The sequence below is a fragment of the Streptococcus sp. HMSC10A01 genome (assembly GCF_001807785.1).
GTDB lineage: Bacteria > Bacillota > Bacilli > Lactobacillales > Streptococcaceae > Streptococcus > Streptococcus gordonii.
Genome location: NZ_KV790983.1, coordinates 494,589 through 520,479, shown reverse-complemented (window position 1 = coordinate 520,479; position 25,891 = coordinate 494,589). Strand labels below are relative to the sequence as shown.

The 25,891-nt window shown below is 43.9% G+C and carries 23 protein-coding genes and 1 other RNA gene; 22 read left to right on the top strand and 2 right to left on the bottom strand.

The genetic code is table 11. From position 1 onward, the window contains the following. Nucleotides 1-39: 39 nt before the first annotated feature. From HMPREF3108_RS09565 to HMPREF3108_RS09535, 7 genes are all read left to right on the top strand, one after another. On the top strand, nt 40-1,830 hold the full coding sequence (locus HMPREF3108_RS09565; RefSeq protein WP_008808158.1) for a V-type ATP synthase subunit A: 1,791 nt from the start codon (nt 40-42) through the stop codon (nt 1,828-1,830). After that, nucleotides 1,817-3,211 (top strand): V-type ATP synthase subunit B, encoded by a 1,395-nt coding sequence (locus HMPREF3108_RS09560; RefSeq protein WP_048779140.1) that lies wholly within the window; start codon nt 1,817-1,819, stop codon nt 3,209-3,211. The genes HMPREF3108_RS09565 and HMPREF3108_RS09560 overlap by 14 nt, the downstream gene beginning before the upstream one ends. Further along, nucleotides 3,208-3,831, top strand: a complete 624-nt coding sequence (locus HMPREF3108_RS09555) for a V-type ATP synthase subunit D (protein WP_004192619.1) — start codon at nt 3,208-3,210, stop codon at nt 3,829-3,831. Before HMPREF3108_RS09560 ends, HMPREF3108_RS09555 begins: the two co-directional genes overlap by 4 nt. 492 nt (nt 3,832-4,323) lie before the next feature. Continuing rightward, on the top strand, nt 4,324-5,448 hold the full coding sequence (locus HMPREF3108_RS09550; protein WP_070494398.1) for a LysM peptidoglycan-binding domain-containing protein: 1,125 nt from the start codon (nt 4,324-4,326) through the stop codon (nt 5,446-5,448). Nucleotides 5,449-5,564: 116 nt separating this feature from the next. Beyond that, nucleotides 5,565-7,049 carry a threonine synthase gene (gene thrC, locus HMPREF3108_RS09545; protein ID WP_070494396.1) on the top strand — a complete coding sequence of 495 codons (1,485 nt, stop codon included), beginning with the start codon at nt 5,565-5,567 and terminating at the stop codon, nt 7,047-7,049. Between the two features lie 106 nt (nt 7,050-7,155). Beyond that, nucleotides 7,156-8,433 carry an MATE family efflux transporter gene (locus HMPREF3108_RS09540; RefSeq protein WP_048779133.1) on the top strand — a complete coding sequence of 426 codons (1,278 nt, stop codon included), beginning with the start codon at nt 7,156-7,158 and terminating at the stop codon, nt 8,431-8,433. Next, the gene (locus tag HMPREF3108_RS09535) at nt 8,430-9,044 is read left to right on the top strand and encodes an HAD-IA family hydrolase (RefSeq protein ID WP_048779131.1); all 615 of its coding nucleotides are present in this window, start codon (nt 8,430-8,432) and stop codon (nt 9,042-9,044) included. Before HMPREF3108_RS09540 ends, HMPREF3108_RS09535 begins: the two co-directional genes overlap by 4 nt. 47 nt (nt 9,045-9,091) lie before the next feature. Here the strand turns inward: HMPREF3108_RS09535 and HMPREF3108_RS09530 are convergent, their stop codons facing one another. Continuing rightward, nucleotides 9,092-9,568 (bottom strand): YcxB family protein, encoded by a 477-nt coding sequence (locus tag HMPREF3108_RS09530; RefSeq protein WP_048779127.1) that lies wholly within the window; start codon nt 9,566-9,568, stop codon nt 9,092-9,094. 111 nt (nt 9,569-9,679) lie between these two features. Between HMPREF3108_RS09530 and polA the strand changes: the two genes are divergently transcribed. The 6 genes from polA to HMPREF3108_RS09500 all read left to right on the top strand — a co-directional run bounded on the left by polA (nt 9,680) and on the right by HMPREF3108_RS09500 (nt 16,358). Continuing rightward, on the top strand, nt 9,680-12,322 hold the full coding sequence (gene polA / locus HMPREF3108_RS09525; protein WP_048779124.1) for a DNA polymerase I: 2,643 nt from the start codon (nt 9,680-9,682) through the stop codon (nt 12,320-12,322). Nucleotides 12,323-12,482: 160 nt separating this feature from the next. Next, nucleotides 12,483-12,920, top strand: coding sequence for a CoA-binding protein (locus HMPREF3108_RS09520; RefSeq protein ID WP_048779121.1), 438 nt, complete (start codon nt 12,483-12,485; stop codon nt 12,918-12,920). A 1-nt stretch (nt 12,921) separates the two neighbouring features. Continuing rightward, entirely contained in the window at nt 12,922-13,419 is a 498-nt protein-coding gene (locus HMPREF3108_RS09515) for a kinase (protein ID WP_048779119.1), read from the top strand. A gap of 163 nt (nt 13,420-13,582) precedes the next feature. Further along, nucleotides 13,583-14,221 (top strand): DUF6287 domain-containing protein, encoded by a 639-nt coding sequence (locus HMPREF3108_RS09510; RefSeq protein WP_048779117.1) that lies wholly within the window; start codon nt 13,583-13,585, stop codon nt 14,219-14,221. Nucleotides 14,222-14,468: 247 nt separating this feature from the next. Further along, nucleotides 14,469-14,789 (top strand): hypothetical protein, encoded by a 321-nt coding sequence (locus HMPREF3108_RS09505; protein WP_011999692.1) that lies wholly within the window; start codon nt 14,469-14,471, stop codon nt 14,787-14,789. A gap of 102 nt (nt 14,790-14,891) precedes the next feature. Further along, a complete protein-coding gene (locus tag HMPREF3108_RS09500) occupies nt 14,892-16,358 on the top strand; it encodes an alpha-L-fucosidase (protein WP_048779114.1) in 1,467 nt (488 codons plus the stop codon). Between the two features lie 103 nt (nt 16,359-16,461). Here the strand turns inward: HMPREF3108_RS09500 and HMPREF3108_RS09495 are convergent, their stop codons facing one another. Continuing rightward, complete coding sequence (locus tag HMPREF3108_RS09495; RefSeq protein ID WP_070494394.1) at nt 16,462-17,289, bottom strand: DUF975 family protein; 828 nt, start codon at nt 17,287-17,289, stop codon at nt 16,462-16,464. A gap of 139 nt (nt 17,290-17,428) precedes the next feature. On the opposite strand from HMPREF3108_RS09495, the gene tgt reads away from it, so the two are divergent. The 9 genes from tgt (at nt 17,429) to dapD (ending at nt 25,877) form a co-directional block, all read left to right on the top strand. Further along, the gene (gene tgt, locus HMPREF3108_RS09490; protein ID WP_045505222.1) at nt 17,429-18,571 is read left to right on the top strand and encodes a tRNA guanosine(34) transglycosylase Tgt; all 1,143 of its coding nucleotides are present in this window, start codon (nt 17,429-17,431) and stop codon (nt 18,569-18,571) included. 24 nt (nt 18,572-18,595) lie between these two features. After that, nucleotides 18,596-19,255: a uridine kinase family protein gene (locus HMPREF3108_RS09485; RefSeq protein WP_070494393.1), complete on the top strand. Its 660-nt coding sequence runs from the start codon at nt 18,596-18,598 to the stop codon at nt 19,253-19,255. A gap of 156 nt (nt 19,256-19,411) precedes the next feature. Beyond that, on the top strand, nt 19,412-19,879 hold the full coding sequence (gene tadA, locus HMPREF3108_RS09480; RefSeq protein ID WP_070494391.1) for a tRNA adenosine(34) deaminase TadA: 468 nt from the start codon (nt 19,412-19,414) through the stop codon (nt 19,877-19,879). Between the two features lie 12 nt (nt 19,880-19,891). Further along, an RNA gene (gene ffs / locus HMPREF3108_RS09475) (signal recognition particle sRNA small type) lies at nt 19,892-19,989 on the top strand. A gap of 510 nt (nt 19,990-20,499) precedes the next feature. After that, nucleotides 20,500-21,849 (top strand): glucose-6-phosphate isomerase, encoded by a 1,350-nt coding sequence (locus HMPREF3108_RS09470; protein WP_061599854.1) that lies wholly within the window; start codon nt 20,500-20,502, stop codon nt 21,847-21,849. Between the two features lie 183 nt (nt 21,850-22,032). After that, a complete protein-coding gene (locus HMPREF3108_RS09465; RefSeq protein WP_070494463.1) occupies nt 22,033-22,935 on the top strand; it encodes a flagellar basal body-associated FliL family protein in 903 nt (300 codons plus the stop codon). A gap of 21 nt (nt 22,936-22,956) precedes the next feature. After that, nucleotides 22,957-23,763: a hypothetical protein gene (locus tag HMPREF3108_RS09460; RefSeq protein ID WP_070494388.1), complete on the top strand. Its 807-nt coding sequence runs from the start codon at nt 22,957-22,959 to the stop codon at nt 23,761-23,763. A 353-nt stretch (nt 23,764-24,116) separates the two neighbouring features. After that, nucleotides 24,117-25,067 carry a hypothetical protein gene (locus HMPREF3108_RS09455; RefSeq protein ID WP_070494387.1) on the top strand — a complete coding sequence of 317 codons (951 nt, stop codon included), beginning with the start codon at nt 24,117-24,119 and terminating at the stop codon, nt 25,065-25,067. A 111-nt stretch (nt 25,068-25,178) separates the two neighbouring features. Continuing rightward, complete coding sequence (dapD, locus tag HMPREF3108_RS09450) at nt 25,179-25,877, top strand: 2,3,4,5-tetrahydropyridine-2,6-dicarboxylate N-acetyltransferase (protein ID WP_011999700.1); 699 nt, start codon at nt 25,179-25,181, stop codon at nt 25,875-25,877. The last annotated feature ends 14 nt before the right edge of the window (nt 25,878-25,891 follow it).

The following is a 25,891-nucleotide window of genomic DNA, read 5'->3' as shown; positions in this document are numbered from 1 at the left end:
TGAGAAGCAAGAAAAATCTCCCAAGAATGGAGGAAGATTGTGAGTCAAGGAAAGATTATCAAAGTTTCTGGTCCTCTGGTGCTGGCATCAGGGATGCAGGAAGCGAATATTCAGGATATCTGCCGAGTTGGCGATTTGGGGCTGATCGGTGAAATTATTGAAATGCGGCGGGACCAAGCCTCTATACAGGTTTATGAGGAAACTTCTGGCTTGGGTCCGGGAGAGCCGGTCATCACGACTGGAAGTCCTCTGTCCGTTGAGCTGGGACCAGGTCTGATTTCTCAGATGTTTGACGGGATTCAGCGGCCTTTGGAGCGTTTCCAAACCATCACGAAGAGTGACTTCCTCGTCCGCGGTGTCCAACTGCCAAATCTAGACCGAGAGACTAAATGGGACTTTGTTCCAAGTCTGTCTGTCGGAGATACAGTTGAGGCTGGCGATATTCTGGGAACAGTGCAGGAGACCAATCTGGTGGAGCACCGCATCATGGTGCCGGTCGGCGTCAGTGGACGCTTGGCTAATATCTCAGCTGGCAGTTTCACTGTTGAAGAAACTGTTTACGAGATTGAGCAGGCGGATGGGTCTGTCTTTAAAGGGACTCTCATGCAAAAATGGCCGGTCCGTCGTGGGCGACCTTTTGCTCAGAAGCTGATTCCAGTTGAGCCTTTGGTGACGGGTCAGCGGGTCATTGATACCTTCTTCCCAGTGACCAAAGGCGGAGCAGCAGCCGTACCAGGACCATTCGGGGCTGGTAAGACTGTGGTTCAGCACCAGGTGGCGAAGTTTGCCAATGTTGACATCGTTATCTATGTCGGCTGCGGTGAGCGTGGCAATGAGATGACCGATGTACTCAATGAATTTCCAGAACTGATTGACCCATCAACTGGCCAATCCATCATGCAGCGGACGGTGCTGATTGCAAACACCTCCAATATGCCAGTAGCGGCTCGGGAGGCATCGATTTACACAGGGATTACGATCGCAGAATACTTCCGTGACATGGGCTATTCCGTGGCCATCATGGCGGACTCCACCTCTCGCTGGGCAGAAGCCCTGCGGGAAATGTCCGGCCGTCTGGAAGAAATGCCAGGTGACGAAGGCTATCCAGCCTATCTTGGCAGCCGGATTGCTGAGTATTACGAGCGGGCTGGCCGGGTCAAGACGCTCGGTTCAACTGCGCGCGAAGGCTCTATAACCGCTATCGGAGCCGTATCACCTCCAGGTGGAGATATTTCTGAGCCAGTAACGCAAAATACCCTGCGGATTGTCAAGGTCTTCTGGGGCTTGGATGCACAGCTGGCTCAACGCCGGCATTTCCCAGCTATCAACTGGTTGAGCTCTTACTCGCTCTATCTAGACGAAGTGGGAGCATATATCGACCAGCATGAGAAGATTGCTTGGGCAGAAAAGGTGACCAAGGCCATGAATATCCTGCAAAAGGAAAGTGAACTGCAGGAAATCGTGCGTTTGGTGGGCTTGGATTCCTTGTCTGAAAAGGACCGGCTGACCATGAATGCAGCCAAGATGATCCGCGAGGACTACCTGCAGCAGAATGCCTTTGATGATGTGGACACCTATACTTCTTTCAAAAAGCAGGTGGCTTTATTGAGCAATATCCTGACCTTCGATGCGGAGGCCAATCGTGCCTTGGAGCTGGGAGCTTATTTCCGGGAAATCATGGAAGGAACGGTGGAGCTGCGTGACCGAATTGCCCGCAGCAAGTTTATACATGAAGACCAGCTAGAAAAAATCCAAGCCCTCAGTCAGACTATCGAGGAAACCCTGCACCAGATTCTTGCCCAAGGAGGACTAGACAATGAGCGTCATTAAAGAATACCGCACCGTCAGTGAAGTTGTCGGCCCTCTGATGATTGTCGACCAAGTCGCTGGCGTGCATTTCAATGAATTGGTAGAAATCCAGCTACATGACGGTAGCAAGCGTCAGGGCCAGGTCCTGGAAGTCCAGGAAGACAAGGCTATGGTCCAGCTTTTTGAGGGATCTAGCGGTATCAATCTGGAAAAAGCCAAGGTCCGCTTTACTGGCCGTCCGCTAGAGCTGCCAGTGTCAGAAGACATGGTGGGCCGGATTTTCAATGGGATGGGCAAGCCGATTGATGGTGGCCCAGCTATCCTGCCAGAAAAATATCTGGATATTGACGGTCAAGCCATCAATCCAGTAGCTCGCGATTATCCAGATGAGTTTATTCAGACTGGGATTTCAGCTATCGACCACCTCAATACCTTGGTTCGGGGGCAAAAACTGCCAGTATTTTCTGGCTCTGGTCTGCCCCACAAGGAATTAGCTGCTCAAATCGCCCGTCAGGCGACCGTGCTTAACTCTGATGAAAACTTCGCCGTGGTCTTTGCGGCCATGGGGATTACCTTTGAAGAAGCCGAATTCTTCATGAATGACCTCCGGGAGACAGGAGCCATTGACCGCTCGGTGCTCTTTATCAATCTGGCTAATGACCCAGCTATCGAGCGGATTGCGACGCCACGGATTGCCCTGACAGCAGCTGAGTACCTGGCTTATAAAAAGGACATGCACGTTCTGGTTATCATGACTGACATGACCAACTACTGTGAAGCCCTGCGGGAAGTTTCCGCAGCTCGTCGTGAAGTGCCGGGCCGTCGTGGGTATCCGGGTTACCTCTATACTAACCTGTCCACCCTCTATGAGCGGGCTGGACGTCTGGTCGGCAAGAAAGGCTCTGTGACGCAGATTCCGATCCTGTCCATGCCAGAGGATGACATTACCCATCCGATTCCAGACTTGACGGGTTATATTACGGAAGGTCAGATTATCCTTTCACGCGACCTTTACAACAGTGGCTATCGTCCGCCCATCAATGTCCTGCCATCTCTGTCTCGTCTCAAGGACAAGGGTTCTGGTGAGGGTAAGACCAGAGGAGACCATGCCGCGACTATGAACCAGCTATTTGCCGCCTATGCGCAAGGAAAGCAGGCCAAGGAGCTGGCTGTCGTTCTAGGGGAATCCGCCCTGTCCGAAACGGACAAGCTCTATGTGCGCTTTACCGATCGCTTCGAGCAGGAATACATCAATCAAGGTTTCCAGACCAACCGAACCATCGAGGAAAGCTTGGATTTGGGCTGGGAACTCCTATCTATCTTACCAAGAACGGAGCTTAAGCGGATCAAGGACGATATGATTGACCAATACCTGCCGCAGACCAAGGAGGAAGAAAGATGACACGACTCAATGTCAAGCCGACTCGGATGGAGCTGAATAACTTAAAAGCCCGTCTCAAAACGGCTGTCCGTGGGCATAAACTGCTCAAGGATAAGCGGGATGAGCTGATGCGGCGCTTCATTGAGTCTGTCCGTGAGAACAATCAGCTTCGCCAAAAGGTCGAATCCGCTCTGGTCGGTCATCTGCAGGACTTTGTCATGGCAAAGGCGCTGGAGAGCGATCTCATGGTCGAGGAGATTTTCGCTGTGCCCATGCGGGAAGTCAATCTACATGTGGAGACTGAGAATATCATGAGTGTGCGCGTGCCCAAGATGCACGCCCATATTGACAATCCCTATGGTGATGACGAGGGAGACGTGGTTTATAGCTATGTGGCGTCTAACAGCCAGATGGATGAAACCATTGAAAGTATGAGCGATCTGCTTCCGGACCTGCTGCGACTGGCTGAAATTGAGAAAAGCTGCCAGCTTATGGCGGATGAAATCGAGAAAACCCGCCGCCGAGTCAACGGACTAGAGTATGCTACCATCCCTGATCTCAAAGAAACCATCTACTACATCGAGATGAAGCTAGAAGAAGCCGAACGGGCTAGCCTCGTCCGAATGATGAAGGTGAAGTAAGATACCAAGACCGTTAAGAGCTCACAGCAAAAATAGGAAAATAGACGGAGAAGCGATAGCTTCTAGGAGATTTTATCTTTTTTGCCAAGAGCTTAGGTCGGGGTCAGTTTCGCAGGATACAAAAAAATAAAGAAAACTGAATAAAAAAATAGGAACTGGACGATGGATTCGATGAATTCAAGCCCAGTTCTCTTTTTTCCTAGTTTTTAGGCTTATTTTAGCCTTTCTTTGACTATGTGAAAATCTGAAATAAAAAGCTATTAATCATTTTTAATGCTTTGATATACCAATGTATAATCGCCTTTTATTAAGAAGTAAAGCTGTCCTATTTTTTGTATATTTATTACTAACTATTGAGGATATGTTACAAGTGCGTCTCTATATTACAAAGGTCAGACAGTTCGATTAAATCGGATGAAAAAGGGTTTATTCTTGGGGAAATTATGTTAAGATGAGATTTGTAGTATGAATGAAGAAAGGTGTACTTTACATATGAAAATCAATAAAAAAATGCTATTCGCTTCAACAGTAGCTTTGTCGGTGTTCCCATTGATAACAGCCAATGCTGAAGAGGAATCACAAAATTGGACAGCTAGGACAGTTGATCAAATCAAAGCTGACATTACTAGTAGTGAAAATCAACAGACTTATACAGTCCAATATGGCGATACTCTTGGAACAATTGCGGAAGCATTTGACTTGGATGTAAATGTTCTGGCTCATATTAACGCGATTGCTAATATTGATCTAATCTATCCAAATACGGTTTTAAATATTACGACAAATGATAAAAACGAAATAACTGGTGTAGAAATTACAAGTCCACAAGCAACAAGAGCTGTAACAGGACCGGTTTCTGAGCCAGCTCCAGCAACTCCAGTTCAGCCTGAGGTAGCTACGGCAGAAACTACGGCTCCTTCAACTGAAGCAAATGCTGAAGTTCCAGCAGCCCCAGTGGCTCCAGCCCCTGTAGAAGAACAAGCGTCATCTGAGGCTCCAGCAGTTCCTGCAGAAGCTCAATCAGCTCCAGAAGTTGCTTCAAGTCAAGTGGCAGCTGCTGCGGAAGTGAGTGAACCGCAGTCTACTGAGACTATCACTGAACCAGCTGCTCCGGCAACCCCAGCTCAGCCTGAGGCTACTCAACCAGAAGCTACAACTCCAGCGGCCGCCCCTCAATTAGACCAAGAGCAGGTTAACCAAGATGTAACTAATATTGAATCTCCAACCTACACTGCCCCAGCTGTAGCAACTCAAACAAGCAATAACGCTGCTAATGAAGGTTTGAGACCACAGACTGCTGCTTTGAAAGAAGAAATAGCAGCTAAATATGGAATTACAGAATTCAGTCTTTATCGTCCAGGTGATAGCGGAGATCATGGTAAGGGCTTGGCAGCTGACTTTATCGTTGGCAACAATACTGAGTTAGGAAATCAGGTTGCAGCTGATGTTACTTCTAACATGACCGGAAGAGGAATCTCTTATGTTATCTGGCAACAGAAATTCTATGCACCATTTGATAGCATTTACGGTCCAGCCAATACTTGGAACCAAATGCCAGACCGTGGTAGTGTGACTGAAAACCATTACGACCACGTGCACGTATCTATGAATGAATAAATAAGACAATTAAAAGCCCAGAAATGGGCTTTTTCTTATATTCTTTGTGAAAAAGCGAGAATTTTCTGATAAATTTTGGTATAATAAAACGAATTACAGATAAAGGAAAAGAAAGAATGACTTTAGTTTATCAATCAACACGTGACGAAAAGAATAGAGTAACAGCTAGCCAGGCGATTCTGCAAGGTTTGGCAACAGACGGAGGCCTTTTTACACCTATTACTTATCCGCAGGTCGATTTGGACTTTGCCAAGCTCAAAGACGCTTCTTATCAGGAAGTAGCCAAGTTGATTTTATCTGCTTTTTTAGATGATTTTTCTGAAGCGGAGCTGGACCACTGTATCAACCATGCCTACGACAGCAAGTTTGATGACGCGGCGATTGCTCCCTTGGTCAAGCTGGATGGTCAGTACAATCTAGAGCTTTTCCACGGAGCGACTATTGCCTTTAAGGACATGGCTTTATCTATCCTGCCTCACCTGATGACAACCGCAGCCAAAAAGCACGGCTTGGAAAACAAAATTGTCATTTTGACGGCAACTTCTGGTGACACAGGCAAGGCGGCTATGGCAGGCTTTGCGGACGTTCCAGGGACTGAAATTATTGTCTTTTATCCCAAAGACGGTGTCAGCAAGGTTCAAGAGCTGCAAATGACAACGCAGACAGGTGCCAATACGCATGTGGTGGCCATTGACGGCAACTTTGACGATGCCCAGACCAATGTCAAGCATATGTTCAATGACACAGACCTACGAGCTCGTCTCTTGGAGCACAAACTCCAGTTTTCATCAGCTAACTCTATGAATATCGGCCGTTTGGTGCCTCAGATTGTTTACTATGTCTATGCTTATGCTCAGCTAGTGAAGACGGGAGAAATCACATCGAGCGACCAGGTTAACTTTACAGTTCCGACAGGGAACTTTGGTAATATCTTGGCGGCCTACTATGCCAAGCAAATCGGTCTGCCAGTTGGCAAGCTAATCTGTGCTTCGAATGAGAACAATGTCCTGACGGACTTCTTCAAGACTCAGGTTTATGACAAGAAACGGAGCTTCAAGGTGACGTCTAGTCCGTCCATGGATATTCTGGTTTCCTCTAACTTGGAGCGTTTGATTTTCCATCTGTCTGGTAATAGCGCTGAGAAAACAGCTGCCCTGATGGCTGCCCTAAATGAGCATGGACAGTATGAACTGACAGACTTTGACGCTGAGATTTTAGAGCTCTTTGCGGCTGATTATGCGACAGAGCAAGAAACAGCTGCTGAAATCAAGCGGGTCTATCAAGCATCTGATTACATCGAAGACCCACATACTGCCGTTGCATCCGCTGTCTATCAAAAATACTTGGCAGAGACAGGTGATCAGCGCAAGACTGTTATCGCGTCTACCGCTAGTCCTTACAAGTTCCCAGTTGTAGCCGTTGAAGCTGTGACTGATCAAACAGGACTTAGTGACTTCGAGGCTTTGGGCCAACTGCACGAACTTTCTGGCGTAGCCCTTCCACCAGCAGTGGATGGCTTAGAAACAGCACCGGTTCGCCACAAAACGACGGTTGCTGCAGACCAAATGCAGGCAGCGGTTGAGGATTACTTAGGATTATAAATATTGCTTAGAAAGCCTAAAATCAGCTAGATATCTGGCTGATTTTTTCTTGAGATGTCCTATGGAAAGGTGAAGTAGCTTATGCTTAAAAGGAAGAATTTTCTTTATGACGACTTATAAAAAAATCATGAATATCGCCCTGCCGGCAATGGCGGAGAACTTTTTGCAAATGCTCATGGGTATGGTAGACAACTATCTGGTAGCCAGTCTTGGGCTAATTGCAATCTCTGGTGTCTCGGTGGCCAGCAATATTATTACTATTTATCAAGCAATTTTTATCGCTTTAGGGGCTGCTATTTCAAGTCTCATTTCCAAGACTCTGGCTCAGGGAGACAAGGAAAATCTAGCTTATCATACAGCTGAAGCTATCAAGCTGACCTTGCTTTTGAGCCTTCTGTTGGGGCTGATTTCTCTACTCTTTGGCAGGCAGATGCTGGATCTTTTAGGGACAGAAAAGGCGGTGGCTGAAGCTGGGGGTCTTTATCTGGCTCTGGTTGGTGGGACTATTGTTCTGCTAGGCTTGATGACTAGTTTTGGAGCTTTAGTGCGGGTCACGCGCAATCCAAGATTTCCCATGTATGTCAGTCTTCTGACAAATGTGCTCAATGCTCTCTTGTCCGGTCTAGGGATCTACGTCTTTCAGCTTGGTATTGTCGGTGTAGCACTGGGAACCGTGCTGGCTCGATTGGTCGGTGTAGTCATTCTTTGGCGAGAGCTGGATTTTTTCACGATTCGCTGGAGCTGGGGCTTAGATGGAGAACTTTTGCGCCTGTCTCTGCCGGCTGCAGGAGAGCGTCTCATGATGCGGGCGGGTGACGTGGTGATTATCGCTATTGTGGTCGCCTTTGGTACGGAAGCAGTAGCGGGAAATGCTATCGGTGAAGTTCTGACTCAGTTTAACTATATGCCAATCTTCGGGGTCGCAACAGCAACAGTCATGCTGGTCGCCCATGCGGTTGGTGAGGGAGATCTGCAAGCGCTCAGTCTGATTCGCAAGCGGACCTTCTGGCTATCTTTTGCTTGTATGCTACCCGTGGCTCTAGGGATTTTTGCTTTTGGTCGGCCGTTGACCTCGCTCTATACGAACAATAGCGGAGCTATCACAGCCAGTCTGTTAGTCATCCTCTTCTCCCTACTGGGGACTCCCATGGCAGTGGGGACCGTGATTTACACAGCTCTCTGGCAGGGGCTGGGCAACGCTAGACTGCCCTTTTATGCTACGACTATTGGCATGTGGCTGATTCGCATCATATCAGGCTATTTGTTGGGTGTGACCTTTGGCTTGGGCCTTCCGGGGGTCTGGGCTGGGACACTCTTGGACAATGGCTTCCGCTGGCTATTTTTAAAGGTTTTATTTGAAAGAAAAATGAGGGAAATCACATGACAAAAGCATTTATTTGGGATTTGGACGGCACCTTGCTGGACTCCTATGATGCTATTTTGGCAGGGATTGAGGAAACCTATGCTCACTATGGTCTGGACTTTGACAGAGAAGGTATCCACAGCTATATCCTAAAGCACTCTGTACAGAAGCTCTTGGAAAAAGTAGCGTCTGAGAAAGGTCTGGACGCTGCCGAGATGAATGTCTTCCGTGGAGCAAGTCTAAAGGAGAAAAATGCTCAGGTTCATCTGATGGAAGGAGCGGCGGAGATACTGGCTTGGGCTGAAGAGCAGGGCATTGCCCAGTTTGTCTATACTCACAAGGGACTCAATGCCCATCAAATCTTGGAAGACTTGGGCATTCATGATTATTTTACAGAAATCATCACAACAGCCAACGGCTTTGAGCGCAAGCCCCACCCAGAGGGTGTCGACTATCTGCTCGAGAAATATGACCTGGACAAGCAGGAAACCTACTATATCGGCGATCGGACATTGGATGTGGATGTCGCAGTCAACAGTGGCATCCAGAGCATTAACTTCTGTGACTACCGACCAGAAATCAATCAAAAAATCGAGAAATTGGTGGATATAAAGCAATTATTTACAAGATAAAAAGCAGACTAAAACTGATCTACTGTCAGCCTAGCCTGCTTTTTATTTTACATATTTTCAATGTGAAGTTCTAACAAGAACTCAAGAGCTTCGGGAGTGCAGTTCTTGTTTTCAATTGCAAAACCAGTGTTCTCCCCTATCAAGATATAAAAATCTCGCTTTGTCCTAATGACTTTGACAATATCATCATAGGTATAGTGAAATTCTCCACGTTTATTCTGAGCTACAAAAGCCTCTCTGTCAAATATCAGAGTGACCTCCATGTTCTGAAATAAAGGATTTTTTTGATAGGCTCTCTTTATCTGATAATTCATGCCAAAATAGTACATAGAGGCGCAAATAGGGGGAGCCAATATGATAGATATTATCTTTTTCTCTAACGGACTGAACATTACGTAGGTGAACAGTCCGATTATCAGTATGATTATGTATAATACAAATCCTTTTCGTCGCACGAGAATAGCCCAAGAAAATCTTTTATAAACTTCTTCAGTCATAAGAGTTGTAATACGGATTGGAAACATCTCTTACCTCCTAGTTTTTATTATTATAACACAGAGGAGTAGTTAAAATCACTTTCTATTTTCCACACCGCCTTTTCTGTCTTTGTCCGCCTTTCGTGTTATAATAAACCTATGGAAAAAAAGAACAAATTATTATTAATCGACGGTTCGTCCGTTGCTTTTCGCGCTTTTTTTGCGCTTTACAATCAAATTGACCGTTTCAAGAGTCCATCGGGCCTGCATACCAATGCCATTTATGGCTTCCACCTTATGCTCAATCATCTCTTGGAGCGCGTGCAGCCGACCCATGTCCTAGTAGCTTTTGATGCTGGCAAGACGACCTTCCGGACCGAGATGTACGCCGATTATAAGGCTGGTCGGGCCAAGACACCGGATGAATTTCGTGAGCAGCTGCCCTTTATCCGAGAAATGCTGAAGCATCTAGGCATTCACTACTACGACTTGGCTCAGTACGAGGCGGATGACATCATCGGAACCTTGGACAAGATGGCTGAAAAGACAGCTGTGCCTTACGATGTGACCATTGTCAGCGGTGATAAAGACTTGATTCAGCTGACGGATGATAATACTGTGGTGGAGATTTCCAAGAAAGGCGTAGCTGAGTTTGAGGAGTTTACCCCAGCCTACCTCATGGAAAAGATGGGTATCACGCCTGAGCAGTTCATTGACCTCAAGGCGCTGATGGGCGATCAGTCGGATAATATCCCCGGCGTGACCAAGATTGGTGAGAAGACTGGTCTCAAGCTCCTCTTGGAGTATGGTTCTTTGGAAAATCTCTATGAAAACATTGACCAGCTCAAGGCTTCCAAGATGAAGGAAAATCTCATCAATGACAAGGACAAGGCCTTCTTATCTAAAACTCTAGCTACCATCAATACTCAGGCTCCGATTGAAATCGGGCTGGATGATTTGGTTTATAAGGGTCCGCAGATAGAGACCCTGAGCAAGTTCTATGACGAGATGGGCTTCAAGCAGCTCAAGGCTCAGCTGGGAACTGCTCAGGAACCAGTAGAAGTCAAACCAATTGAATTTACCAAAGTGACTGAGGTGACAGCGGATATGCTGGCACCAGAGCAATTCTTCTATTTTGAAATCTTGGGTGACAACTACCATAAGGAAGAGATTGTTGGTCTTGCCTGGGGCGATAGCCGTCAGATTTATGTCGGATCCAGCGATTTACTGCAGCAGCCTCTCTTTCAGGAATTTTTGACAAAAACAGCTCTGAAAACCTACGACCTCAAGCGGACCAAGGTACTGCTCAGTCATTACGGCATTGAACTACCAGCAGCCTCCTTTGATGCGCGCCTAGCCAAGTATTTGCTTTCGACGGTCGAGGATAATGAGCTGGCGACTATTGCTCGCCTCTACGGCCAAACAATTCTGCCGACTGATGACGAGGTGTATGGCAAGGGAGCCAAGCGAGCTTTGCCGGAGCAAGAGCAGCTCTTTGAGCATCTAGCTCGTAAGGTTCAAGTGTTGTTGGAAACAGAAGAGCCAATGAAAGACCAGCTCCGTTCCCACGATCAGCTGGATTTGTTGCTTGAAATGGAGCAACCGCTGGCCTTTGTCCTAGCCAAGATGGAGATTGCGGGGATCAAGGTTGAGCGGGAAACCCTGCAGGGCATGCAAGCGGAAAATGAAAAGACGCTGGAAAGCCTGACCCAAGAAATTTATGATCTAGCTGGTCAGGAGTTTAATATCAACTCGCCGAAACAGCTGGGAACCATTCTCTTTGAGGATATGGGGTTGCCGCTGGAGTACACCAAAAAGACCAAGACAGGCTACTCAACAGCGGTTGATGTGCTGGAGCGCCTAGCTCCCATTGCACCGATTGTGTCTAAGATTCTGGAATATCGTCAAATTAGTAAGCTCCAGTCCACTTATATCATCGGACTGCAGGAGGCGATTGCGGCTGACGGCAAGATTCACACTCGCTATGTTCAGGATTTGACCCAGACGGGTCGCCTGTCCTCGGTTGACCCGAACCTTCAGAATATCCCTGTTCGTTTGGAGCAGGGGCGACTCATTCGTAAGGCCTTTGTGCCAGAGTGGGCAGACAGCGTACTACTCAGCTCGGATTATTCCCAGATTGAGTTGCGGGTGCTGGCTCACATTTCTCAGGACGAGCATCTGATTGCTGCCTTTCAGCATGGAGAAGATATTCATACGGCTACCGCCATGCGGGTCTTTGGTATTAAACAGGCAGAGGATGTGACACCTAATGACCGCCGTAATGCCAAGGCTGTCAATTTTGGAGTGGTCTATGGCATTTCCGACTTTGGCCTAGCCAATAATCTGGGCATTTCCCGTAATGCTGCTAAAGACTATATTCAGACTTATTTTGAGCGTTTCCCTGGTATCAAGAATTATATGGAAACCATCGTTCGCGAAGCGCGTGATAAGGGCTATGTAGAGACCATTTATCATCGCCGTCGTTCTTTGCCAGATATCAATTCCCGCAACTTTAACATCCGAAATTTTGCGGAGCGCACAGCCATTAACAGCCCAATCCAAGGATCGGCCGCAGATATTCTCAAAGTCGCTATGATTAATCTGGATCGAGCTCTGACAGAGAAGAATTTCAAGTCGCGCATGCTCTTGCAGGTGCACGATGAAATTGTGTTAGAAGTGCCAAATGACGAGCTAACAGCCGTCCGCCAGCTAGTCAAAGAAACCATGGAAGCCGCGATTGAACTGGCAGTTCCACTAGTAGCAGATGAAAACGCCGGCCAAACTTGGTACGAGGCAAAATAAGATATCAAGGGCGTAAAACACAAAGTGAAAATAGAAAGCTGACATAGCATTCGATGAATGCAAGGAAGCTTGTTTTTTTCACACGGTGTTTAGCCCGGATTCAGTTAAGACGCAAATACTGCAAAACTATCTAGCTTTATTATGAATGAGGAGGAAGTCTATGACTTATCATTTTCAAAATCCCAGTGATGCCATTGTCAAGTATTATCTGGAAAACAGCAAGGTGATTGCTGTTGTTGGTCTGTCAGACCGTGAGGAAACGACCAGCAACCGCGTGTCCAAGGAGATGCAGGAGCGAGGTTATCGCATTATCCCAGTCAATCCGCGGGCAGCAGGCAGTCAGATTTTTGGTGAAACTGTTTATGCCAGTCTCAAAGACATTCCTTTCCCAGTGGATATTGTCGATGTATACCGTCGCAGTGAGTTTTTGCCAGATGTAGCGCGTGATTTTCTGGAAGCAGATGCCAAGATTTTCTGGGCTCAGTTGGGCTTGGAGAGTGAGGAAGCTGAGCAGATTTTGCGGACAGCTGGTCGGGATGATATTGTCATGGACCGCTGCATTAAACGCGAACATACCCGCTTGATTTTGGGCGAATAAGATGGCCAAGTTAGTTATCATTCGTGGCAATTCAGGCTCTGGCAAGTCTAGTCTGGCTGGGAAACTGCAGACTCACTATGGTCGAGGAACTCTCCTGATATCGCAGGATACGGTTAGACGGGACATGCTCAAGGAAAAGGTTGAGCCGGGAAATTTGTCTATTGACCTGACGGAGACACTGGCACGCTTCGGTTATGAACATGATCTGCTGGTTCTAGTAGAAGGGTTTTATGAGACAGACATTTATGGACAGATGCTAGAGCGTTTGCGGAATTTATTTGGTTCTCAGACTCTAGTGTATTACTATGATTTGACTTTTGAAGAAACGGTCCGCCGTCATCAGACCAGAGCGAAACAAGAAGAATTTACCCCAGCCGACATGAAGCGCTGGTGGAAAGACCGAGACTTCTTAGGCTGGGAAGAGGAAGTTTTTTTCACAGATGAGGATTCGCTTGAGGCAGCTTTTCAGCGAATTTGTCAAGATTTAGACAGATTTTAATCTTTACCCAATTTTAAAAGTGACATTTCGGTTTAAGTGTCACTTTTTTTGTAGCCTCCTATTTAAATTTAAAATATAATCAAAAAACTATTGACATAAATATTACAAAAGATTACAATTAAATTACAAAATATTTCTTTTGTTACAAAAAGGAGAATAAGTGATGAAAACTATAAAATTTACTCTTTTAGTTGTTATTTCTTTAACTACTTGCTTCATTCTCAATGCTTGTGGGAATGGGAATAAGCAAGAAAGTGCAACCAGTAGCTCAAGCAAGGTTACTCAGACTACCAAATCCAGCGAAAAATCAGCAACATCATCCACAAAGGAAAAGGCTACGGCCAACTCAAGTAGCCAGGATTCCAAAGCTAGTCAAAAAGATACGGGCAGCTCAAGCAACCAAGATGCCAATACTAATCAAAAAGAAGATACTACAACTCAGATGGCTACAGCAAGCATGGATATTCAGGCTATTGCTGGTGGTGATTTCTCCAGTGTAGCAGGAACTTGGGCCAACGATTTGGGTGATCAGTTGACTTTTAAGGCAGATGGCACTAGTATCTTTAAGAAAAACGATGGTAAGGAAATTGCAAATAATACATTGTATGACGGGAAGATCCAAGATGGGAAATATGTAGTTGGTTTTGGCTATGCGAGCGCGGGCAGTAGTGATCCCTTATTCTTTATTCCTAAAGGTGCACCTATGCCTGTCACAGGAAATGAATGTCCGAAAGAACAGCTACAATTAGGTAGTGATTCTACCTATGCAGCCCAACATCCATATTACCGAGTGGCAAATTAGTAAATGATATGTATCTGTGAAAACAACTAATTGCCTGCAAAATGATCCTATTCACAGATTCAAAGACAAAGAAGGTTGAACATTGTTTTAGCCTTCTTTTTTCTAGTTCAGGTTTTAAAGTCCTCTTGTAAATGAGTCTTTTAGAAAAAGAGTTTTTTGCTAAAAGCATCAAATATCATAGTGACATCCATGTCCTGTTTTGAGCAAGGAGAAGTAGGTATAATCTCAGCAGAAGTAGGGAAAAACAATGCTTCCAAAAAAACTAGAAGAAACACCACTAGGTCTTACAACGATCGCTTTATATGAACCTCATGACCAGTTATTAGCGCGTTTTCAATGTTTGATCTCAGAAGGGCAGGAAGGTATTTTTATTGAAAATATGACAGAGGGCATGATTTTTTATCGTGTTTGCAAAAATGGAAAACTGATTATGATCCCACTTTTTTATGCAGGAGAAAAAAAGATTCTCTATTTTCAAGATTACCATCATGTCAAGCAAGAGGATGAGATAACCCTACTACCTCATACGGAAGAGTATATTTTTGATAGCAGTGAATATGATGGATAAGCAAATCTAGAATCATTTTTGCTAAAATAATCTGTTTAATTTACTAAAAAATTGGTAGAATAAAAGAAAGCGTTTTAAAAATAAACTAATGAGGCAGTAGTAATGATAATTAGCTTAGAAGAAATCAAAAAAGTTGCCAATCAAGGGCCTTTCTATCCAGACTGGGATTCTCTTGCGACCTATCAGGTGCCCAACTGGTTCAAAGGAGCTAAGTTTGGGATTTTTATCCATTGGGGGCTTTATAGTCTACCGGCTTTTGGAAGTGAATGGTATTCTCGTAATATGTACATCCAAGGTACAGCAGAGTTTGAACATCACGTCAAAACCTATGGGTCCCACAAGGATTTTGGTTATAAGGATTTCATTCCTCTATTTACTGCCGAAAAATTTCAGGCGGAGGAGTGGGTACAGATTTTTAAAATGGCTGGGGCGCGCTACATTTTTCCAGTAGCTGAGCATCATGATGGTTTCCAGCTTTATGAAAGTCAGCTATCACCTTTTAATAGTGTGGAAATGGGACCAAAGCGGGATATCTTACAGGAGTTAAAGCAGGCAACAGATCAAGCCCATCTTCATTTCTGTACTTCTTCCCATCGGGCTGAGCATCATTTTTTCTTCTCACATGGGAAAGAATTCGATAGTGACATCGCTAAGGAAGTCAGCAGAGATGAACTTTATTGGCCAGCTATGCCAGAGCCAGATCACCATGATTTATTTGGTCAGCCCTATCCTGATCAAGAATTTTTAGATGATTGGCTCTTGCGGACCTGTGAGCTTGTCCGAGACTATCAGCCAGAGATTTTGTACTTTGACTGGTGGATTCAACATACAGCCTTTAAAGAATATTTGAAACTTTTTGCGGCCTATTATTATAATTTGGGAGCTGCGACCGGTAAGCCAGCTAGTATTTGTTACAAGCACGATGCCCTGGCTTTTGGCTCTGGGATTGTCGAGATGGAACGCGGTGGCTTTGCGGAGATACAGCCTTTCACTTGGCAGACAGATACAGCTATCGCACGTAATTCCTGGGGTTACACAGAGCAGCTGGATTATAAATCTGCTAAAGAAATCATCCAAACTTTGATCGATGTAGTTTCTAAAAATGGGAATCTCCTACTCAATATCGGACCAAAAGGAGACGGTTCGATTCCTGAGAGAGATCAGGCTATCTTAAAGGAAATAGGGACTTGGCTTGAGGTGAATGGCCCAGCGATATATGACTCCTATGCTTGGAGACAATTTGGAGAAGGGCCGACACAGCCGGCTAGTGGACCATTTTCTGATGGTGATACTGTAACCTATACTCATCAAGATTTCCGCTTTACAGCCAAGGGAGGCTCTGTTTATGTATTTGCAATGGAGCCGGCTACGGATCAATGGCTGACAGTAGAAGCCTTGGCAGATGAAAGGGAAAATCCTGTCTCTCGTTTTCACGGTATTATAAAAAGTGTCTCCTTGATGGGCTATGAAAAAGCATTGAAATGGGAGCAAACTTCTCAAGGTTTACGGATATTCTTGTCTGAAGTTGAGACTAACCTGCCACTGGTCTTTAAAGTCGAGCTGACTTAAAATAGCGTACAAACAAAAAGCACTTCTGCCTGATGAACTATCCCTAATCGGTTAGATTTACTGTCTAACTTTTTGGGGTCAGTACACTCAAGCAGAGTTGCTTTTATTTTTTTAGGGCTTTTAATTGCTCATAAAAGAGGACGGAGCTGGTATGGATATAGGGGATAACATAGATTCCAGCAAGACCAAGGGTTAGAAACATTAAAACCTGCCAGCCGATAAAGCTCACATCTAGCATAAAGCGTTTGTCTTTATATCCCTTCATCATAAGCCGACTTTGACGAAGGACTTGAAGCGGACCTTGGTAAGTTCCTTTTTTAAGTTGATCGTAAAGAATAAACTCAGCTTGCGAATAAGCATAACGCTGAGGAAGGGATATAATCAAGCCTAGAGTAACGAGAAGCAAGCCCAGAAACAGAGAAGGCGAGTAGTTGCTAATCTGCTGAATAGCTTGATCAGACAGTTGATTATTAGGAGCTTGATTGTAGATATAGAGGATGCGGTAGCTCGTAAATATAGAAATGACAGAGCCAACCCAAAGTAAAATACTCCAACAAAACAAAATCAGACGCTTGCAAAACAAAGTAAGTACAAGTGGAGTAAAAATTTGATTGGAAAAAGCACGCAGAGAGTCCGAAAACTTCAACTGTTCAGTTTGTCTGCGCAACAAATCAATTAAAGCATAGGACGCTGAAATGATAAAAAGAGAGATGATAAAATTGATAACTTGAGAGAAAAGACCGCGACTGACTTCAAGATAGAAAGCCTGTTTTAGATCTATCGACGCGAAATATTCCATCAAATCCTCTTGCGAATCACCCAAAAAGTTGCTCAGCAACAAGATCATAATCGGGATGAAAAAGAGAAGTAGGAGTCCTGGTATTTTCCTCTGTAGGAGACGGGCTTCAGCCCTCAGTTGACGTAAATTCATAAAAACCTCCAGTAATGCTATCTATTATATCATACCCCGTGACAGACAGGGCTTTTTTTGATAAAATCATACAGTATCTTGTGGAATTTTCCACAGAAAATAAGATCTGGGACTGTCTTTCCCAGCATCGGAGGTAAAAATGTCAGATTCACCGATTCAATATCGATTGATCAAAAAAGAAAAGCACACAGGTGCCCGTCTGGGAGAGATTATTACACCTCACGGGACCTTTCCGACGCCTATGTTTATGCCGGTTGGCACTCAGGCGACAGTCAAGACTCAGTCCCCTGAAGAGCTCAAGCAAATGGGGTCGGGTATTATCTTGGCCAATACTTACCATCTCTGGCTACGGCCGGGCGATGAACTGATTGCCCGTGCAGGTGGTCTGCACAAGTTCATGAACTGGGACCAGCCTATTCTGACCGATAGCGGTGGTTTCCAGGTCTATTCTCTAGCTGATAGTCGCAATATCACAGAAGAAGGGGTAACCTTCAAAAACCACCTCAACGGTTCCAAGATGTTTCTCTCACCAGAAAAGGCTATCTCTATTCAGAATAATCTAGGCAGTGACATTATGATGTCCTTTGACGAATGCCCGCAGTTCTACCAGCCTTATGACTATGTCAAAAAGTCTATTGAGCGGACCAGCCGTTGGGCTGAGCGTGGACTCAAGGCCCACAGCCGTCCTCATGATCAGGGTCTTTTTGGTATTGTTCAAGGAGCTGGCTTTGAAGATTTGCGCCGCCAATCTGCTCAAGACTTGGTCAGCATGGATTTCCCAGGCTACTCTATCGGAGGACTGGCTGTTGGTGAGTCTCACGAAGAGATGAATGCGGTGCTGGACTTCACAACACCTATGTTGCCTGAAAATAAGCCTCGTTATCTCATGGGAGTGGGAGCGCCAGATAGCTTGATTGATGGTGTTATCCGTGGTGTGGATATGTTTGACTGTGTTTTGCCGACTCGCATTGCCCGAAATGGTACCTGTATGACTAGCGAAGGACGATTAGTCGTCAAAAATGCCCAGTTTGAAGAAGATTTCACGCCATTGGATCATAACTGTGATTGCTACACTTGTACCAATTACACGCGGGCCTATATCCGCCATCTGCTCAAGGCTGACGAAACCTTTGGTCTTCGCTTGACCAGTTACCACAATCTTTACTTCTTGGTAAACCTTATGAAGAAAGTTCGCCAAGCTATTATGGATGATAACTTGTTAGAATTCCGTGAAGATTTTATGGAGCGCTACGGCTATAATCGATCCAATCGGAATTTCTAAAATCTCCATTTGAAAGGAGAGGTCATGTCAGATGAAGAAAAATTGCTGGAAAGCTTGACAGCGTATCTGATAGCAGATCAAAAACATACTATACGTATATATGGTCATGGTGCTTCAGGAAAGTCAACTTTTGCTCGAAAACTCCAACTAGCCTTGGGTGAGGAACGAGCCAATCTGCTGGAAACTGATCCTTATGTAATTACTGGAGCGTATCGAGATTTGCTCAGTTCCAAAGATTTTCCTCATCAAAAAGTAACAGCTTGTATCCCTGCTGTTCATGAACTGAGTAGTCTGGAGCGAGATATTTGCGCCTTGCGGTCTGGTCTGGATATTCTGACCATTGACACAACTTGGTCACCTAGTTTACGTTTATCAGCTCAAAAGCCAATTCTAATTGTAGAAGGTATGTCGGCTGCCTTTTTGCCAAAGAATCTGTTTGATTTATCTATTTGCTTTTATACGGATGATCAGACTGAGTTAGAGCGTCGTTTGGCTCGGGATGTGGCTGTGCGAGAGCGCAAATCAGAGTGGATAAAGCAGACGCACCTAGCTCGGAGAGAGCAATATAGGCGCTTTTATCAGATCTATGAAAAAGATGCGGATTTACTTATTAATCAATCCGGTGATCATTTTCTAGTAGAAAAACAAAGAAATATAGAAACGACTGCTTTTGATCATTTCTAAAAAACTTTAAGTTTTCTTTAAGTAAGAGAGTTTATGATATACCTATCCTAAAATTTTTCATAATCTCCTAAAAAGCCCCCAAGATTCTTGGTGGCTTTTTTTGGTTCTAAACATTATAATAGAGCAAAAGAGAATTTGAAAGATAAGAAAAAACTTATGAACTATAGTAAAGAGGAAAAAGAATATTTTATGCTAGAGGCCTTAAAAGAGGCTAGAATTGCTTTGGAAAATGATGAAATTCCAATCGGTTGTGTCGTCGTGAAAGACGGTCAGATTATTGGTCGAGGGCACAATGCGCGTGAGGAATTGCAACGAGCTGTTATGCATGCGGAAATCATGGCTATTGAAGAGGCAAACCAGCATGAAAATAGCTGGCGCTTGTTGGATACAACACTTTTTGTGACCATTGAGCCCTGTGTCATGTGTAGCGGAGCAATCGGTTTAGCGCGCATACCCCATGTTGTCTACGGAGCAGCAAATCAAAAGTTTGGTGCAGCTGGTAGCCTTTATGATATTTTAACGGATGAACGACTAAACCACCGAGTGGAGGTGGAGACAGGTGTTCTCCAAGAAGAGTGCGCTCAAATCATGCAAGATTTTTTCAGAAATCGTCGCCAAAAGTAAAAAAATATGATATACTAGTCATGGAGCAACAGTTTTGCGTGAAGCGGGTCAGGGGAGGAATCCAGCAGCCCTAAGCGAAGTGAACTGTGTGCTCTTTTCTATTGCTCTTGATGAGTCAAGTCCAAGGGACGCAGAAGAATCCTAGAGCAATGGATGCAGTTTTTCCCGCTAGGGAAAAAGCTGTAAACCTATGATAGCCCTTAGTGAATCAAGTCCAACGGACGCAGATGAACTTAGGTACATTGATGCAGTTCGAGCTAAGCGAGAACTACGTTCCGAAGTTGAATGAATCAAGCCTGTAAGGCGCAGATGAACTTAGGTGCTCGAGCTAAGCGAGAACTACCTTCTGATTAGAAAGCCTTATTTGTGAATTTTTCAGATGAGAAAATATATAAGAAATGTTCTGGTCTAGGAGAGGATCCTAGGCTTTTTTCTAGGAAGAGGGATTCTAAGTGGAGCAGGAGAAATTCGGCAATTTACGCAAACGATTGCCTTGAAGTGCCTATTAGCTTTTGCCAACTTGTAAAAAAATAAATTGGAAGCGTTTTAAAGTGAGGTTTTGCTTGCTAAAAAAGTCGTAAAGCGTTATCATATTAAAGAAAAGAAAATGGAGGAATATCATGCCACATATTAAATTTGATTATTCAAAAGTTTTAGACAAATTTGTTGCCCCACATGAAGTGGAGTACATGCAATCACAAGTAACAGCTGCAGACGAATTGATCCGCAAAGGAACTGGTGCTGGAAGCGACTTTTTGGGTTGGTTGGACCTTCCTGAAAATTATGACCGAGAAGAATTTGACCGCATCTTGAAAGCTGCTGAGCAAATCAAATCAGATAGCGATGTCTTGGTTGTTATCGGTATCGGTGGATCTTACCTTGGTGCTAAAGCAGCTATCGACTTCTTGAACCACCACTTTGCTAACTTGCAAACAAAAGAAGAACGCAAAGCTCCACAAATCCTTTATGCTGGAAACTCAATCTCATCTACTTACCTTGCTGACTTGGTAGAGTACGTAGCTGATAAAGACTTCTCAGTAAACGTGATTTCTAAATCAGGTACAACAACAGAACCAGCTATCGCTTTCCGTGTCTTCAAAGAACTCTTGGTTAAGAAATACGGTCAAGAAGAAGCTAACAAACGTATCTATGCAACAACTGACCGCCAAAAAGGTGCTGTTAAGGTTGAAGCAGATGCCAACGGTTGGGAAACATTTGTAGTTCCAGATGACATCGGTGGACGCTTCTCAGTATTGACAGCAGTTGGTTTGCTTCCAATCGCTGCATCAGGTGCAGACATCAAAGCTCTTATGGAAGGTGCTAACGCAGCTCGTAAAGACTACACTTCAGACAAACTTTCAGAAAATGAAGCTTACCAATACGCAGCCGTTCGTAACATCCTTTACCGCAAAGGCTATGCAACTGAAATCTTGGTAAACTACGAGCCATCACTTCAATACTTCTCAGAATGGTGGAAACAATTGGCTGGTGAGTCAGAAGGAAAAGACCAAAAAGGTATTTACCCAACTTCAGCTAACTTCTCAACTGACTTGCACTCATTGGGTCAATTTATCCAAGAAGGAACTCGCATCATGTTTGAAACAGTTGTCCGTGTTGACAAACCACGCAAGAACGTGATTATCCCGAGCTTGGAAGAAGACCTTGACGGACTTGGTTACCTTCAAGGAAAAGACGTTGACTTTGTAAACAAAAAAGCGACTGACGGTGTTCTTCTTGCCCACACTGACGGTGATGTACCAAACATGTACGTGACTCTTCCTGAGCAAGATGCCTTCACTCTTGGTTACACTATCTACTTCTTCGAATTGGCAATTGCCCTTTCAGGTTACTTGAATGCTATCAACCCATTTGACCAACCAGGTGTTGAAGCCTACAAACGTAACATGTTTGCCCTTCTTGGTAAACCAGGATTTGAAGAATTGAGCAAAGAATTGAACGCTCGCCTTTAATAGACAAACGTAAGGACCTCGAAAGAGGTCTTTTTTGTATAGGGCTCTTTATCTATTGGGGCATTGGCCAATCTTGTGAATTTATGATATATTAGAACTATTACATTTAAATTTTGCGCGTCAGACTTTATTCACGAAGAGTGAGGAGAGTAATGGGTGAAAGTTGCTAGTAAAGGAGATGTTATGACAACAGAAGATAAAAAGCCTTTTAAATCGCAAGAAGGACAAACCAATCAAGAGCCTGATCAGAAAGAAAACAATTTAGTTTCTCAAGAGGAAAGTCATCAAGAACTTCAATCGGAAGCTAAACGCGGTTGGATTAAGTTGATCACTTTCTCAGTCCTTGCTGCTTTTGTTGCTGGTCTGATTGGTGGAGGTGTTGGCTATCTTTGGGGACAATCATTCAAGTCCGAAGCTGATACTCGACGATATAAACGTCTAGAACGAGCCAAGGCTGAAGCTAAAGATACAGAAACTGGCTTTATCACAGAGAAAGACAGGGTTGTCTTTACTTTTTCTCTTAAAGATCTTGGCTTGTTGAAGTATAACAATAAGGATGGTCATGGATTAACTGCAGATCAAATTGTTAATACCTATGGATTGGCTTCTGGTGTGGATTATGACAAGAAGGGGATTAAACTTTCTTGGGATAGATCGAAGTCTTCAAAAAGTCAAAGCGTCACTATGTATTTTGAAAAATCAGGTGACAATTATTATTTAAAGCATGTCCAAGCATATGCGCTAGGCGAATTCCAAGACAAGCAGAAACTAGAAGATGAAGACGAAGATGAAAAGGATACTGACAATTCAAAAGATTATAAATTGACAAATGAAGAGTTTAAAAGTCTGAAAAAAGGAGATTCAAAAACAGGCAAGGGAGGGACTCCTTTATCAGAATTATTGAAAAAACATGGACAATCTATCCAAATTGAAACGGAAAACGATATTACTGCTAATGGAGAAAAGTATATCTCTAATCGAGTGATTGCAAGGGTATTCTATGAAGTTGATGATGATTATAAGACATTACGATTCCTAGCACAACCGAATGGGGAATTCTTATACATTGGCACAGAACGAGATTAAGATAGAGGAGATAGATGAAAGATGAATATGAATCAATCACAGATACCATTTGACGTGCCTGAAAATCGTGATCAAGAGAAAGCAGGAAAAAGGCGAATGCTTATTTGTATCACAGGTTTTGCTGTTTTGGGGCTGATAGTTGGTCTAATTTTTGGTTATTCTACAGGGGATATGAATCTGACCAAGCGCCTCTATCCAATCATCAATTTAAAAGCTGATACGGGTAAATCAAAAAGAGATGTGGCAGCTGAATACATCAACCCCAAAGAGTCAGACTTTAGTTGGGATATCAATAATCTCACTACTCTTAAGTTTGGTTATTACGATAAGCCAGATTTAGGAACTCCCATAGAAGATATTCTTGATGAGTATGGTAAGGCTATAAAAGGTTCGTTTCGAGGAGATAGAATTGATTTAGAGTGGGGCGAGTTAGATGATTATGACCAGGATGAAGATAGTTTCTACTATCGCTCAATTCGTGAAATGGAGCTTGCTTTTAAGAAGGAAGGCGATCGCTACTACTTACAAAATATTTCTTATTCAGGTGATTACAGAAAGGCTAAAGCCGCTTATATGCCCTCTGATTATTATGATAAGCTGAAAGTGGGAGATCCAAAAACAGGTAAAGGCGGAGTTTCTTATAAGGAAGTCATCGGGGATAATGCAGTCTCATCTCTGACGGTGTCTGCAGGAGAAGATATTGAAACAGATGAAGTAATTACCAAAATGAGGATTCAATTCAACTCATCGGGTTCGGATGAGTACAAGTTGACCTTTGTTAAACAGGCAGATGGAGATTTCCTTTTAGCTAAAAAAGGAGCCGATTGAGAAGCAACTTAGTCTCGTTTACTTGGAGGTTCCTGATAAGGTATGAAGAGCGAGCAGCTTAAAGTTTGAATAAAATTTTTTGAAAGATCTGGAATGGAAATTCCAGGTCTTTATCTGTTTAGTCGAAATGGATTCACTAACCTACCCAGTAAATCTAAGAAGTGGAAGTTTTCCTTTCCTTGATTATATGTTACAATCAGGAGAGATGTAGCAATATTGAGATAGATTTTTATATATGTTGATAACGAAGCGACATTTACTTGGAGCATCTGAGAAGGACTAGAATATATATGGAGATAGAGAACTAGATAGAAGGATATTGATTTCGTTTAAGGGAGAAAAAGGATAAGGGAATGGAAAAAAGAGACTTAGACAAACTACGAAAAGAACATAAGGAACGATTTGGCAAGACAAAAGAATCTTCGAGAAGAAATTCTAATGAAATGTCTGGCTCGGTACCTCCATCAAAGCGCAATGAGGAAGCCAAACCAACAAATGAAGCCATTTCGGAGAACCCAGCTACACCAATATCGGAATTGAATTCCAAGGACGTAAAAAAACCGAGACTGAAACAAAATTTAGGTTCTAGTAGATCAGTTCATCAATCAAAGGCTAAAGAAGCAAGAATACAAAGGATTAAACCGACTTCTCGTTTCTCTTCAAAGTTAATTGCTGTAGCAGTATTAACGCTTGTTATAGGACTCTTTATCTTAATTGGGAAGGGACTCAATTCTCATAAAGATGATCAAGCAATGGGAGCAGAGTCAAAGTATAGTTCTCCAAATGCTAAGGCTTTGGATTGGGAGAGGATTGACTTTGTAAAGTATAAGATTGAAAATGATGGGACTAGAAACCTTCACGTCTCTGATTTTGTTCGTCAATATGGTTTAGCCCAAACTAGCAACGAAATGAAAGTGGGCAAAAAGGACAAATTGCTATCACTGACTTATAATTTAAAAGGCGGAGGCGTGGCTGTTATTCAATTCTGGAACAGAGGTTCTGGTCCACATCTTGTCAGTGTTTCTTATGATACTACTCAAAAAGAATATCTGACGGATGAGAGGCTTGCCTTTCTTAGAGGGATTAGCCCAGATGAAGAAAAAGGCATCACGGATATAGAGATAGTTGATCAAGTGGGAGTTCCCAAAAGGTATTATAAATCAAACATTGAAGGCTACTCTATTTTGAACATGGCCTACCAAACAAAGGATAAAACCTTCGTCCTTTTGGAATTTGCAAAGGACAAGGATGGAAAGTTTCATTTAAAAAAGGTCCAAGAATCCAAAAACGATTTCGATGTCTAGTAAAGTTCAAACTGACTAACCGAATTATGTTATAATAGAAAACATTAGATAGCTAGGAGAGACTTGCCTCTTTCCTAGTTCAAAAAATAGAAAGAACAAAGAGGTGCTATTATGTCTGCTACCAAAATGAATGCTCAAGAAATCATCAAATTTATCGCTGACGCCAAGAAAAAGACTCCTGTCAAGGTAACTTTTAACGGAGAATTGCACGGTACCATTCCTTGGTCTGTTGTGAAGTTAGGCAATGTTCTTTTTGGAGACTGGGAAGAAATTAAGCCCCTCCTAGTGAACTTAGAAGAAAATAAGACCTATGTCGTTGAGCAAGATGCTCGTAACTCGGCTGTGCCACTTTTGGACAAGCGCGACATCAATGCCCGTATCGAGCCAGGTGCTATTATCCGTGATCAAGTCGAAATTGGTGACAATGCTGTTATCATGATGGGGGCAGTCATCAATATTGGTGCAGAGATTGGCGCTGGGACCATGATTGATATGGGTGCTATCCTGGGTGGCCGAGCTATTGTCGGAAAAAATAGCCACGTCGGTGCAGGTGCAGTTCTAGCGGGAGTCATTGAGCCAGCTAGCGCTGAGCCGGTTCGGGTCGGAGACAATGTGCTGATTGGTGCCAATGCGGTTGTGATTGAAGGTGTACAAATTGGCAGTGGCTCCGTTGTTGCGGCTGGTGCGATTGTGACTCAGGATGTTCCTGAAAATGTAGTGGTTGCTGGTGTTCCAGCTCGAATTATCAAGACCATTGATGAGAAGACCCAGCAGAAGACAGCTCTAGAAGACGCTCTTCGCACACTTTAATATTGCATAAATAA